Origin of the sequence: Pedobacter nyackensis (assembly GCF_032678475.1) — a bacterium.
GTDB lineage: Bacteria > Bacteroidota > Bacteroidia > Sphingobacteriales > Sphingobacteriaceae > Pedobacter > Pedobacter nyackensis_A.
The window spans coordinates 349,032-362,795 of sequence record NZ_JAVTSF010000002.1 but is presented as its reverse complement, the minus strand read 5'-3'; the positions used below and the strand labels follow the sequence as shown (position 1 = coordinate 362,795).

Below are 13,764 nucleotides of genomic sequence, written 5' to 3'. Positions count from 1 at the left end.
CCTTAATAGGTCTATTACAGACAACTAAGCTAAACCTAACCTAAATATATTAATGAGAACCAATGTACTGGATACGAAAGACTACATCGTATTTCTAATTTACTTTATAATTGTTGCAGCCTATGGGCTCTACATTTATAACAAGAAAAAATCTGCGGCAAGCGGATCTAAGGATTATTTTCTGGCCGAGGGTTCTTTAACCTGGTGGGCCATAGGAGCGTCTTTAATCGCTTCAAATATCTCTGCTGAGCAATTTATTGGTATGAGTGGCTCAGGCTTTAAAATGGGACTTGCAATCGCAACGTATGAATGGATGGCTGCTGCAACACTTATTGTAGTCGCAGTTTTTTTTATTCCCGTTTATTTGAAGAACAAAATTTCTACCATGCCACAGTTCCTGCATCAAAGGTACAATGGAACAGTAGCAATGATAATGGCGGTTTTTTGGTTGCTTTTGTACGTGGTGGTAAATTTAACATCAATACTCTATTTAGGAGCACTGGCAGTAAGCAGTATTTCTGGTTTTAGCATTGAACTTTGTATGTATGCCATTGCTGCCTTTGCAATTATCATAACACTGGGTGGGATGAAAGTAATAGGTTATACAGATGTAATCCAGGTATTCTTTTTAATTCTGGGTGGTTTGGCGACTACCTATTTGGCATTGAGCCTGGTGTCTGAGCATTATGGGACAAAAGGTATATTGGAAGGTTATCATCTGATGACTAATAAAGCTTCAGAACATTTCCATATGATTCTTAAACCTGAGAATGAAAATTATATTGATCTGCCCGGACTAAGTGTTTTGGTAGGAGGTATGTGGATTGTGAATCTGAACTACTGGGGTTGTAATCAATACATCACGCAACGTGCTTTGGGTGCCGACTTGAAAACCGCTCGTGCAGGTATTCTATTTGCTGCGTTTTTAAAATTATTGATGCCTGTTATTGTAGTACTTCCTGGTATTGCAGCTTATGTGTTGTACAAAGATGGTGCTTTTCAGTCCGAAATGCTTCAGGATGGTTCCGTAAATCCGGATCGGGCTTATCCTGTATTGCTTAACCTCTTGCCAGCAGGCTTAAAAGGACTTTCTTTTGCAGCGTTAACTGCGGCGGTTGTGGCTTCACTGGCAGGAAAAGCAAATAGTATCGCTACCATATTTACCTTAGATATTTATCAAAAAGTAATTAAGCGTGACGCGACGGAAAGAAATCTGGTTGTGACAGGTAAAATTGCAATTATTGTATCTATGGTTTTGGGGGTTTTAATTGCTCCGCATTTAGGTATTGATAAAAAAGGTGGTTTCCAATATATTCAAGAGTATACCGGTTTTGTATCACCAGGTATTTTTGCCATGTTTATTTTGGGATTTTTCTGGAAAAAATCTACTTCAAATGCAGCTTTATTTGCAACAATAGGAGGTTTTGCACTTTCGTTGTTGCTTAAATTCCTGCCAGGTATGACTGATCTTTCCTGGATGTCAGAGTTTGGATTTGCTGTTCAGAATTCTGCAGGTATTTATGAAATTCCGTTTATCGATAGAATGGGCTTTGTATTCCTGTTTTGTATCATTGGGATGGTTATCATTTCGCTGGTTGAAAACAAAGGAGAAGAAGATCCTAAAGGACTTGAAATTGATGCAACAATGTTTAAAACTTCAACAGGTTTTGCCGTTGGTGCTTTAATTGTAGTTGGCCTCCTTGTAGCGCTTTATAGTGTATATTGGTAAAAATAAAAACGGCTCGTCTTTAGACGGATGAGCATAGTTAAAGAGCCTGATCATGATTGTGTGATACAGGCTCTTTATTGTAATGTAGCTGGTGCTTATAAAGACCTAAAAATATTTTTGGTATAATTGTACAAACTTTGTAAATCCCAGATTTTGAAGAAAAAAGCAACCATATACGATATTGCAAAGGAACTGAACATAACCGTTTCAACGGTATCCAGGGCACTCAGCGGTTTCCCGGCAATTAGCGAATCGACCAGGCAATCTGTAATTGATGTAGCAAAAAGACTAAATTACAGTCCCAATAGATTAGCTTCTGCCCTTAAATCGGGTAAGACGTTTATTGTAGGCGTAATTGTTCCAAGTGTTCAATCACAGTTTTTTGCATCAGTTATTCATAGTATTGAGAAGGGATTGAAAGGTAGTGGTTACCGGATTATTCTTTATCAATCCAACGAGTCTGTTGAAAATGAGATAAATGGAGTTAAGACACTGCTGGAAGCGCAAGTAGATGGGATCGTTGCTTCTATCTCTCTTGAAACCAGTGAAGTGTCCCACTTTCAGGAGATCATAAAGCAGAATAAACCACTTGTTTTATTTGATAGAATCAGCACAAAATTAAAAGTACCTACTGTAACGCTGAACGATTTTAGAGCTGGTTTTCTGGCAACTCAACATTTAATTGACCAGGGCTATAAAAACATTGCATTTGTAACTACTGGTCATCAAGTAAAAATTTTTGAAGATCGCTTGAGTGGGTACAGAGAAGCGATGATAATTAATAATTTGCCTGTAAATGATGACCAGATTATTATGGGGGGGCTGTCCATAGAAGATGGTAAGTCTGGCGTTGAAAAGCTGCTACTTGGAGACAATATACCCGACGCTATAATAGCGGGAGATGATTTTACAGCGTTGGGAGTAATTAAAAAGCTTAAAGAAGTTGATCTGATTCCACCAAAGATTGGGGTAATAGGTTTTGCGAACGAAACTTTTTCTGCATATATCACACCAGGCCTATCTACGGTAGATCAGCACCCCAATCAAATGGGACGGGACTGTGCAGAGATGTTTTTACAGATGATCAAACAAAATAATCCATACGATGATATACGCCATGTTGTTTTGGAGCCTACAATTGTAGAAAGGCAATCAACCCTCATTATTTAATAACCCAATATCCTAAAGCGAGCCAGATTAATCCTTTGATCAAAAAGAATAAAAAGCCCCATACACCAACTTTTTTCAACCACTTGAGTAAAACTGTTTTTTTTTCTGACATGTTATCTGGCATTTGCATTAACTAAAACGTTTCTTGGAATGAAGAAATGCTTTAATGTTCTAGGATTCGTATAAACATCAGAGTTGATCTCGAAGACTTCATAAATGTTTTTTGCACTTAGCACTTCTGCAACGGTACCATCGTACCACTTTCTTCCATTTTTAAGCATAATAATCCGATCGGCGTACTGTCCGGCAAGATTAATGTCATGTAATATACTGATGACCATAAAGCCACGTTTGGTTAACATTTTTGCAATAGCAAGCGTTTGTTGCTGATATTGTAAATCCAGACTGGCAACAGGTTCGTCCATAAGTAATAGCGCATTTGGTACATTCCAGATCTGTGCAAGCACTCTCGCCAGTTGTACACGCTGTTGCTCGCCACCAGACAGGCTTAGGTAAGAGCGATCCGCAAAAGCAGAAATACCTGTTAGTTCCATCACCTCTTTTGCAATTTCATCATCCTTTAAAGAAGGACTATTACGGTAATGCGGATACCTGCCCATCATTACGATTTCCAGGACAGTAAAAGCCATGCTTACAATGTTTTGCTGGTTCAGTACTGCGCGTTGTAAAGCAAGTTGCGACAAGGAGTATTCGGCAATGGACTTTCCCTGTAGTTTTACGCTACCCGTCGATGGTGGTTTTTCGCCACTTAGTAAACGAAATAGTGTAGATTTTCCCGCACCATTCGCGCCTAATATTACCAGCAGTTCGCCGGGGCGCATGCTAAAAGAAATGTCTTTTACAAGTGCCCTTTTTCCTACTTTAAATGTTAATGAATCTGCTACAAGCATATTATAAAACGAGTTTCTTTTTGTCCTTGATTAAAATATATAAAAACAATGGCGTGCCTAGCAAGGCGGTAATTACGCCAATAGGTAGTTCTATTGGAGCAATGATTGTTCTGCAAAGCATATCGGCGAGCGTTAGCATCAGTGCACCTAATAAAGCCGAAGCGGGGAGTACATGCCTGTTGTCAACCCCAATCAACAGTCTGATGGTATGTGGAACCAACAGGCCCACAAAACCAATGATGCCGGATACAGCTACTGCAGCACCAACAGCCATGGTTGCAAGGATTACTACGTTTCTTTTTATGGTGTTTACTTTTAGACCGAGCTGGGCTGCCTGGTTTTCTCCCAGGGCGAAAGCATTTAACGCTTTACCCATGCGCGGGAGTAATAATATAGGAAGAACAATAAAAGGTAACACAGCAATTACCGTTTCCCATGTTGCGCCCCCTAAACTACCAAGCATCCAGAACGTAATATTTCTTAATTGCTGATCATCGGCGGCAAAAGTAATCAAACCGGTAAGTGCACCAGCAAGGGCGTTGATTGCAATGCCTGCAAGCAGCATAGTTGCAACGTTCGATTTTCCGTCAGTGCGCGAAATCTGATAAACAATTAAAGCCGCAATACCAGCTCCCGAAAATGCGCCAAAGGCAAGTAGATAATAACCCAGTAAATTACTTAAGCTTGTCAACAGGCTAATCTCTAATACAATAATAATAACGGCCATTAAGGATGCACCGGCAGAGATTCCAATCAATCCAGGTTCAGCAAGTGGATTTCTGAAGATACCTTGTATAGCTGTTCCGGAGATCCCTAAAGCAGCGCCCACCAGTAAACCAAGCAGTACCCTGGGAATGCGAACAATGTTCATTACTCCTTCATGTTGCATCGCAATTTCAGTTTTGCTAAAGAGGCCGATTTTTTTGCCAATGATAATTATGACATCACCTAATGGTATTTTTACAGCGCCAAGACTCATAGAAAAGGCCGCGGCAACGATCAATGCAATACTTAAAGAAAAGTATAGAAAAAAGCGTTTATTTACCATTTACTATTCAATTCAGTAATCGCTTCGGCCAGTCTTACAGAAAAATTTACCAGTAAATCCCCGTCCATCTCTACTATTTTTTTGTTCTTTCCAGCATTGGTCAGCATTACCCCAGGCATTTTTAATATACTATTGATACCTCCGAGACTTTTATAGCCAAAATCAAACATAAGAATGATGTCGGGGTTCGCGTTTACCAAAGCTTCCGTAGTGTAAGGTTTAAATTTTGAGAAACCCTGCGCAGCATTTTTACCACCTGCAGTTCTGATAATGGCATCCATACTGGTGTCTTTACCTGCTACCATCATGACCCCAGTTCCGCGAGCATATAAGAATAATACTTTAGGAGATTTGGGGTTCTTTTTTACTACTTCAATTGCTTGATTTACTTTTGCTTCAGTTTGTTTGGCCAACTGTTCCCCTTTAGCAGGATTTCCAACTGCCAAGGCTACCTGCCTGATGAAAGTCAGCGCACCTTTAGGTGTATATTCCTGTTTGATAATTGTAACTTTTATCCCCGTAGATTTCAGTTGGTACTCCAAAGATTTTGAAATCATGTTCTCAGGAGCAAGAACCAGATCAGGCGAAAAGGATATGATTCCCTCAGCCGATATTGCTCTGTCTTTACTTACTTTTGGTATTTTATTAATATAAGAAGGATAGATGCTGGTTACATCAACCGCTACAATCTGAGCGCCATAACCCAGGGCGTCAACTGTCTCAGTAAGCGCACCGCTTAAAGTAATAATGCGCTTTGCCGTACCAGCTGAAACCAGATGTCCAAGCATTACAAGGAGCAGAGTTGTTACTGTTTTATACATTTTAAGGTGTTTTTATTCTTGATTTGTTTTACAAAGGAAGCTTTAATTAAAATCATTCCAAATAATTTACTATTGATTAACGGTATTGGTATATTTTATTTTTTGAACTGCTAATTCTGCTTCTGTGGTGTTTTTATCGTAATTAAATAGTTGTTTTTTAGTTAGTTATGTTGTTTGTTTTTTCTCGGGTTATCGCCTGTTTTTATCCCGATTTCTCTTTAAAATATCCCGATTCCATTAATATAATCCCGAAATGGTTAAAAATAATCCCTTTAGCGTTGCTGTATTATTGACAAATGTAAGCATATTTGTGACCTTATTTAGACTGATTAAAAATAAATACAGGTGATGCAGATGTCTTGTTCCCAAATTCTAAAAATTCGTTTCTTAATGCTAATGCTGTTCGTCAGTAGTTCGGCGTTTGCCAGAAATGGAAAAGGTAGACTAATGGGGCTGGTTGCTGATGAATCCGGGAAGCCCCTTGCCGGAATTACAATTGTCCTGCAACCTGATAACAAAAGAGCTGTTAGCAATGCACAGGGAAAGTTTGTATTTGACGGGAATTTGTATGCAGGTACCTATACTTTAACCATTGATGCAATTGGGTTTATAAAATATAAGCAAGAAGTTGCAGTAGCGGATGGAGAAACAAGTTCAGTCAGCATCCAGTTAAAGCCGGGTGGCAAGGAGTTAAACGAAGTTAGTGTAAGCGGTGTTCATAGTAATCCGGATAATTTCATAGACATGATTCGGACTGCAATGCCCAGCAAAGTGATAAGCCGGCAGGAAATTGAAATGATGGGTAGCAGAAGGCTTGATGAAGTATTGAAAGAACAAACCGGTCTGGCTATCGTTAATGATATCGGTTCAGGAAGCAGGGCTGTAGGTTTACAGATGCAGGGTTTTGACAGTGGTTACACCATGATTATGATTGATGGACAGCCAATGATCGGTCGTAACAATGGTAATTTTGATCTTTCACGTATTACCGTGTCTAACATAGAACGAATAGAAATTATAAAGGGCGCATCATCTTGTTTGTTTGGTAGCGAGGCGCTTGCGGGCGTAATCAATATTGTTACCCGTAAAAATATCAATCACCCACAAGCCATGGCCGCTTTACGTTACGGAAGTTTTAATATGGTTGATGCTACCGTTGAAGGCGAGACACCTTTTGCAGGTAAAAAAGGATCTGCTTATTTATCAGGGAATTACTATCGTACGGATGGCTTTAATGCCAATCCGTATCTTAATCAAGGTAAAACTGCACCACCATTTAACAGCCTTGCATTTCAGGGTAGGGGCCGGTATCTGCTCAGTGATAAAAGTACATTGAATTTTAATGGCAGGTATGTAACCAGGCATTCCGACAACAATATCTCCTATGGTGTTCAGCCTACTAAAGACGTGCTGGATGAGCAGGACTTAAATGGGTCAATTGCTTTAAATAATAATTTCGGTAACGGACTGAAATTAAAAAGCCAATACTACATAACACGTTATAAAACACAACAGAATATTACCGATCTCAATAGTGGGGTGATTATGCCGGGTAATAGTTTTGAGCAGTATATACATCGTGCCGAAATTCAAGCCGGGAAGTCTCTGTCTAACGTTTTGGAACTTACGGGTGGCGCAGGTGCGGCCCACGAATCTTTAAATAATAACGCATACAGGGGGGCAAAAAGCATGACCAATTATTTCGGCTATGTTCAGGCCAGTTGGCAGGCAACCAATAACCTTTCGGTTACCACTGGTGCCCGCTATGATTATCATGATCGATATGGGGCGAAAGTTAATCCAAGTATGGGATTGCAATATCATATGTTTAAAAATCTTACCCTGAAAGCCGCGGTTGCCACAGGTTTTAAAACACCTAATTTTCAACAGTTGTACATGGTGTTTACAAACCTCCAAACCGGGTATACGGTATTGGGCTCGGAAGAGTTCTGGCAGGAAATAAAGTTGTTGCAGGATGCCGGGCAGGTTATGAATGTATTTCCAAGTGCACAGAATATAGGAAATCTTAAGCCTGAACGATCAGTCTCTTACAGTGGAGGTTTTAACTACAGCCCATTCAGCAACTTAAAGTTTGATGTCAACGTCTTTTACAATGATCTGAAAGATTTCATCAATTCCGAGCGCGTGGCAGTAAAAACAAACGGGCAGGAGATTTACTCTTATATGAATATTGCAAAGGCCTATACCACAGGAGCTGAAATCGGATTAAACTGGTCGGCTACCAGATCTTTAAATCTCTCTGCAGGTTATCAACTCCTTTATGCGGTAGATAAAGGGGTTGTTGATTCCATAAAAAATGGAACTGGTTTATATGCCATGGTGTATGATACCGAAATCAATAAGCCTCGAAGATCGACCCGTAAAGACTATGTAGGTTTAAACAACAGATCGCGTCATATGGCCAATATAAAAGTCAGTTATACGCATGAAAAATCTGGTCTAAGTGGGAGTTTTAGAGTGAACTACAGAAGTAAATATGGCTTTATGGAAGACGGTATGGCTAATAAATTCTTAGATCCTTATGATACCTATGTTCGTAGTTATTTTTTGTTAAATGCCGCGGTACAAAAAACATTTTACAACAAACATTTACAGTTTCAGCTTACAGCAGACAACTTAATGAATTATCGTGATCAGTTAATGCCTGCTCAACAAGGAAGAGCAATCATTGCTGGGATTAGCTGGCGGTTTTTTAAAGATGAATAGTTAAAGAGCCTTATGTATTAGAACTATAAATAACAACAAAACATTTGATATGAAACACTTTAGGGACTTTTTAATGGTATTTGTGATGGGTACAGTGCTATTGGCCTGCTCAAAAAGTAATTCACCCGAAACTGAACCGGAATTGCCACCGGAAGGGGCCCAGGTAACTTTCTATAAGGTACATAGAGTTGAGAATCTTGCTGCCGAAGCAGATGATAAAAACCCGACCGTGGCTAAAAAAGCAGTATTCTTTAGTCTGGAAACTAAGCTTGAAATGCCACTGACTTACGCAAAAACTGCAAGATGGGACATCGCCTTAAACGGACTTTATAATAGTTTTTTTTCAGGCAACAATGGTGCTAATAGCCAAAATTCGGGTACTGGCGGTCCGGGTAAAGGAGGGATTCTGATTGTAGAAAAACCTTTTGATGAAGTCGTTGAAATACCTGCGGAAAGTCAATTTAAGACAGGAAATATATTGATCGGTACCGATAATGCTGGTGCATTTGGAGAAGGAATAGGATGGTACCTATACGATTTTGGTGGTGATGTTGTAGGTGATGCGAGTCACGACAAAATGCACGTAGCTTATGCCTTGGGTAGTGCCTTAAAATTAAAGGATGGAACCACGGTGCCAGCGCGTACCATGATTGTGCGTACCGCAAAAGGTAACTATGCCAAGATAAAAATGATCAGTTGTTACAAAGATGCTTTTACACCTGATAAATGGTTTAGAAATACCCCTCATATGTATTTTACATTCGAATATGTCATTGTACCGGCAGGGAGTACAAAATTTGAAATAAAGTAATTAACGCTGTCAGATTTAGTTGAACAATAAATTGTGAAAAACAATGAGAACGAATTATTTAAAACAAACACTAGTATTGGCTTTAGTGGCTATTGCAACTGTTTCCTGTACTAAAGAGGAGGTTAAACCTAAATTGGAAGACGGGAAGAGCACCGTAGCAAAAGATGTTCCCGGTGATGTTGGGAATACGGTAGGTGGGGCAAAACCTTTTGAAATATTTTATTTCAGCTTTAAAACAAATGGCAAAGTAGATAAAAGTAAAGTACTGACATCAGAATGGGATATTGCCTTTGCCAAAGAGTACAATTCTTATATCTCACCTAACAGCGGTACCAATAATGAGAGTTACGGTTTTGGCGGGCCAGGAAAAGGAGCCATGATGGTGGTTAATCAGGCTTATGACGATGTAAAAACAGCACCTTCGGATGCTGAATTCAGCAGTAAAGGCATTGACGTTGCTGGTTGGGATTCGGGCAGTGGCAATGGTTGGTATTTCTATGAATTGAATACCCATATCGCTGTTCCTGTAAAAAACAGAACGTATATTCTTCGGACTGCCGAAGGCAAATATGCAAAATTGCAGTTGGTAAGTATGTACAAAGGGGCCCCAGCTACTGTAAGCGATTTAAACTGGCCATCGCCTTACTTCACTTTCAGATATTACGTACAACAGGATGGCAGTACAAACCTCTCAACTAAAGACTAGTTAAAACATTATTCAATTCATATTTTTTATTTTATCATGAACAATTTAATATCAAAAACAGTAAAAATCAGTAGTTTATTAATGCTGACGGTAGGAATTCTATCTTCGTGCAAAAAAGATAAGGAACCGACTGAAGAGGTTGCAAATCATTATTATAAGCTAGAGCGCGTAGAGAATTTTGTTTCTGCTACAGATAAAGCGACTACAATTTATTTTAATTTTGAAACTAAAAAGGAGGTTGCAGCAACACAAGTGAAAACAACGGAATGGGACCTTGCATTTGGTGGAATGTTAACCAGTTTTTTAAGTGGCAACAACAGTACTGATGATGCTAACTATGGTACAGGAAGTCATGCTATAGGTGGGATTGCAATCATCGAAAAGCCTTTTGATCAGGTAACTGATGTGCCTGCAGCTACGGAGTTTAAAACGGGCAAAAATGTGTTCGGTTTGGATAAAGAAGGTTCCCGCGCTACTGAAACCGGATGGCTTTTGTATGATGAGACCGGACTGATAAAAGGTGATGGCAGTGCACGAAAAAAACATGTAGCTTATGCCATGCCTGAAAAACGTACACTGGTGATCCGTACGGCAAAAGGTGATTACGCAAAAATAAAAATGATTAGCATTTACAAAGACGCATTTACAGCAGATAAAATGTTTATAGATACACCAAAACCATTTTTTACGTTTGAATACGTAGTTGTGCCTAAAGGGAGTACCAAATTCCAAATTAAATAACTCAATAACACCTTAAAATATATAAACACATGTTAAGCACCGCAATTAAAGAAGCAACAAAAGAAGCTCACTTAAACCTCGAAAAAAAAGTAGTACAAAAAATGAAAGCCATTCGCAGTGATGCTGATTACGCTGATTTTCTTAAACATTTCTACACCTATTTTAACCAGGTTGAGCAAGCAATTGCACCATATATTACAACAGAATTATTGCCAGATCAGGCAGAACGCCGTAATTCTTCTTACTTAAAACAAGATATTGAAGAGTTAGGTTCAAATGTCAATGAACTTCCTGCAGCAACTGCACCTGAGATTAAAAATGCCGTACAGGCCCTCGGCGCTTTGTACGTAATGGAAGGTTCTATCATGGGGGGACCAATCATTGTAAAAATGCTGGAAAAGTTTGGCATCACTAAAGGTGTGTCTTTTTTCTCAGGTTACGGAGAAGCGACCGGGCAGATGTGGGGTAAGTTTGTTGCTGTATTAAATGCCCAGGCTAATAGCGAGGCTGAAGAGCAAGAAGCGATTGATACTGCAAATGATACTTTCTCGAATTTTGGGGAAGTTTTTGGAGAAGTTACCGTAGCGTAATGAAATTATATTCCAATGAAAATTAAATCTAAAATCGAGGGCTCGGACGACTGGTTGTTTATCGAGGAAATTTCTGACAACTACTCACCTAATACCCCGCTTTCAGAAAAGAATGTAAACATTAAAAGTCTGCCTGCGCAGAAGCTGGTTAATTACCAGCTTAGCGCAGGGGGCTTGTTTTTGGTACATTCGACCATGCAATTTAATGCCAACGTTAAAGTGCTTTCTGAAGTAGAAGGGGAGAGCATTACTTCCCAGTTTATTTTCTATGGAGCTAGTCCAAATGCTGATAAAAAGGATACGAAAAGTAGTAGGAGAGAAGGAAGCAGGCATAATATACGTTACATACCCTCTATAAAGGGTAAGTATCCTATGGTGCCTGATATTGAGTATAAGTACTTCTTGCTGGTGCTTTCCAAACAATATTATTTTCACCTGATCGATCAGCATTCTTTATTGCATACTGATTTTGTACGGGGGATTTTAAAAGGGAAATACACCTCTTTTTCCGCTAAGGATCTACCTGTTACGACTGAAATGAAACGGGTAATCAATGACATTTGCGAATGTAAAAGAACAGGTGAATTGAAACGGATGCATACCGAATCCAGGATTCTCGAACTTCTGATGCTTCAGCTGGAACAAATGCAATCAGGGGTTGAAGAGGTTGATAAATATGTCATTAAGCAGGATGATTTGCGAAAGCTTGAAAGAGCAAGAGATATTCTTGATGCGGAATACACCTATCCGCCAACCATCATAGAACTTTCAAAGCAAATTGCGCTAAATGAGTTTAAACTTAAACGCGCATTTAAAGAATATTTCGGGACCACAGTGTATGGTTACGTAACAAGATTAAGAATGGAAGAAGCCCGCAGACTTATTCTGGATGAGAAAAAAAGTGTGGGACAAGTTGCAACTGCAGTTGGTTTCAATCATCAAAGCCATCTTACTGATGCTTTTAAACGTTATTTTGGCATTTTGCCAAGTGAAATAAAGGCCAACGACGACTAATCCTATCGTGTATGTTAAATGACTAAAGCTGCTTTTGCATATCAGCGCAAATTTCTCTAAGTTTGCCATCTACAAAATTTTATCATGAGCAAAGCAATAATTAAAACAGATAAAGGTGACATGACTGTTCAGTTTTACGATCAGGATGCACCAAATACAGTTGCTAACTTTTTAAAGTTAGCGAAAGATGGCTTTTATAACGGAGTAACATTTCACAGGGTAATTCCTAATTTTGTTGTTCAGGGTGGTGATCCAACCGGTACTGGTGCAGGTGGCCCGGGTTATAAAATTGATTGCGAGTTAACTGGTGAGAACCAATATCATGACCGCGGCGTATTGTCGATGGCACACGCTGGTAGAAATACAGGTGGTTCTCAGTTTTTTATATGCCATAGCAGAGATAACACTGCTCATCTTGACAGAAACCATACTTGCTTCGGTAAAGTAGTGGAGAATGTTGATGTTGTTGACGCCATCAAACAAGGTGACAAGATTTTAAGCATAGAAGTAATAGAAGATTAGTTCTTAACTTCTCAAAAACAAACGATATGAATTTAAGAGGAATTGTAGCAGTATCTGGAAGACCAGGTTTATTTAAACTCGTTGGTCAGAATAAAGCAGGATATGTTCTTGAAAGCCTGGATGCACAGAAAGTTAAAATTGTAGCCAATATGACTTCAACAAAACTTGCATCATTGGAAGATATTACCGTATATGGTGAAGATGACGATTTAAAATTAACAGATGTTTTAGCAAATATAGTTGCTGCTAAAGGTAATGTTCCTGATGCAAAAGCTGAATCTGGTGTTTTAAGAGCATTTTTCAAAGAGGTAGCACCGGGACATGATGAAGAAAAGGTTTACGCTTCTGATATGAAGAAAATTGTAAGCTGGTATCATATCCTTAAAGATCTTCCTTTATTTACTGAGGAAGCTCCTACCACTGCAGATGAGCACGATGCGTTGAAAGCAGATGATAAGTTGGATAAAAAGCCTAAAGCTGCTCCTAAGCCATCAAATGCTAAGGCTCCAAGTAAAACTGCTCAGCCAGCTAAAAAAGCAAACATGACAAGTAAAAAAGGTGTTTAATTAAACGTCTTTTTAATAAAATAATAGAAAGGATATCTCAAAAGGGTATCCTTTTTTCGTAGTGAAATATTACTAAAAAGGTAGTTCCCGGCATATAAATCTATTATGAATCAAATATATTTCTATTTCAGATCCACGTTTTTAGGTAGAAACATGGACCTGATATGGACTTAACATGGAGAGACTATGGACTCATTATTTTGCTATGTGCCGGTATGTACCCGTTTATTCTTCGGTTTAATCAGGCTGTTTACCCCTATGGAATGATTTACAGCTGTTTTAAACCAGAAACCAGATGAGCAAAAATGCAATAATTGAGATCGCGATTGCAATGATATAAGTTACTCTGTCTTTTTTCTTGTCGCTTCTAAATTTATAATCTCTTTTATAATCTCCGGGTAACATAAG

The 13,764-nt window shown here is 39.0% G+C and carries 13 protein-coding genes; 10 read left to right on the top strand and 3 right to left on the bottom strand.

The features are described from left to right. The first annotated feature begins 52 nt into the window (after nucleotides 1-52). Nucleotides 53-1,729, top strand: a complete 1,677-nt coding sequence (locus R2Q84_RS09075) for a sodium/sugar symporter (protein ID WP_316816226.1) — start codon at nucleotides 53-55, stop codon at nucleotides 1,727-1,729. 153 nt (nucleotides 1,730-1,882) lie between these two features. Further along, complete coding sequence (locus R2Q84_RS09070) at nucleotides 1,883-2,899, top strand: LacI family DNA-binding transcriptional regulator (RefSeq protein WP_316816225.1); 1,017 nt, start codon at nucleotides 1,883-1,885, stop codon at nucleotides 2,897-2,899. Between the two features lie 113 nt (nucleotides 2,900-3,012). On the opposite strand, the gene R2Q84_RS09065 is transcribed toward R2Q84_RS09070, so the two are convergent. From R2Q84_RS09065 to R2Q84_RS09055, 3 genes are read right to left on the bottom strand one after another with little or no spacing between them, the layout of a single operon-like run. Next, on the bottom strand, nucleotides 3,013-3,810 hold the full coding sequence (locus R2Q84_RS09065; protein ID WP_316816224.1) for a heme ABC transporter ATP-binding protein: 798 nt from the start codon (nucleotides 3,808-3,810) through the stop codon (nucleotides 3,013-3,015). A gap of 1 nt (nucleotide 3,811) precedes the next feature. Continuing rightward, nucleotides 3,812-4,858, bottom strand: coding sequence for an iron ABC transporter permease (locus tag R2Q84_RS09060; RefSeq protein ID WP_316816223.1), 1,047 nt, complete (start codon nucleotides 4,856-4,858; stop codon nucleotides 3,812-3,814). Continuing rightward, nucleotides 4,852-5,679, bottom strand: a complete 828-nt coding sequence (locus R2Q84_RS09055) for a hemin ABC transporter substrate-binding protein (RefSeq protein WP_316816222.1) — start codon at nucleotides 5,677-5,679, stop codon at nucleotides 4,852-4,854. The genes R2Q84_RS09060 and R2Q84_RS09055 overlap by 7 nt, the downstream gene beginning before the upstream one ends. A gap of 390 nt (nucleotides 5,680-6,069) precedes the next feature. Here R2Q84_RS09055 and R2Q84_RS09050 point away from each other — a divergent pair, with 390 nt between their 5' ends. The 8 genes from R2Q84_RS09050 to R2Q84_RS09015 all read left to right on the top strand — a co-directional run bounded on the left by R2Q84_RS09050 (nucleotide 6,070) and on the right by R2Q84_RS09015 (nucleotide 13,356). Further along, nucleotides 6,070-8,406, top strand: coding sequence for a TonB-dependent receptor (locus tag R2Q84_RS09050; protein WP_316816221.1), 2,337 nt, complete (start codon nucleotides 6,070-6,072; stop codon nucleotides 8,404-8,406). Nucleotides 8,407-8,455: 49 nt separating this feature from the next. Further along, nucleotides 8,456-9,217, top strand: coding sequence for an HmuY family protein (locus R2Q84_RS09045; protein ID WP_316816220.1), 762 nt, complete (start codon nucleotides 8,456-8,458; stop codon nucleotides 9,215-9,217). Between the two features lie 43 nt (nucleotides 9,218-9,260). Continuing rightward, nucleotides 9,261-9,923 (top strand): HmuY family protein, encoded by a 663-nt coding sequence (locus R2Q84_RS09040; RefSeq protein WP_316816219.1) that lies wholly within the window; start codon nucleotides 9,261-9,263, stop codon nucleotides 9,921-9,923. Nucleotides 9,924-9,959: 36 nt separating this feature from the next. Beyond that, a complete protein-coding gene (locus R2Q84_RS09035; protein ID WP_316816218.1) occupies nucleotides 9,960-10,664 on the top strand; it encodes an HmuY family protein in 705 nt (234 codons plus the stop codon). A gap of 29 nt (nucleotides 10,665-10,693) precedes the next feature. Next, complete coding sequence (locus tag R2Q84_RS09030; RefSeq protein ID WP_316816217.1) at nucleotides 10,694-11,254, top strand: biliverdin-producing heme oxygenase; 561 nt, start codon at nucleotides 10,694-10,696, stop codon at nucleotides 11,252-11,254. Between the two features lie 15 nt (nucleotides 11,255-11,269). Further along, nucleotides 11,270-12,268, top strand: coding sequence for an AraC family transcriptional regulator (locus R2Q84_RS09025; RefSeq protein WP_316816216.1), 999 nt, complete (start codon nucleotides 11,270-11,272; stop codon nucleotides 12,266-12,268). Nucleotides 12,269-12,352: 84 nt separating this feature from the next. Continuing rightward, a complete protein-coding gene (locus R2Q84_RS09020) occupies nucleotides 12,353-12,790 on the top strand; it encodes a peptidylprolyl isomerase (RefSeq protein ID WP_316816215.1) in 438 nt (145 codons plus the stop codon). A gap of 26 nt (nucleotides 12,791-12,816) precedes the next feature. After that, nucleotides 12,817-13,356, top strand: a complete 540-nt coding sequence (locus R2Q84_RS09015) for a DUF5606 domain-containing protein (RefSeq protein WP_316816214.1) — start codon at nucleotides 12,817-12,819, stop codon at nucleotides 13,354-13,356. Nucleotides 13,357-13,764: the final 408 nt, after the last annotated feature.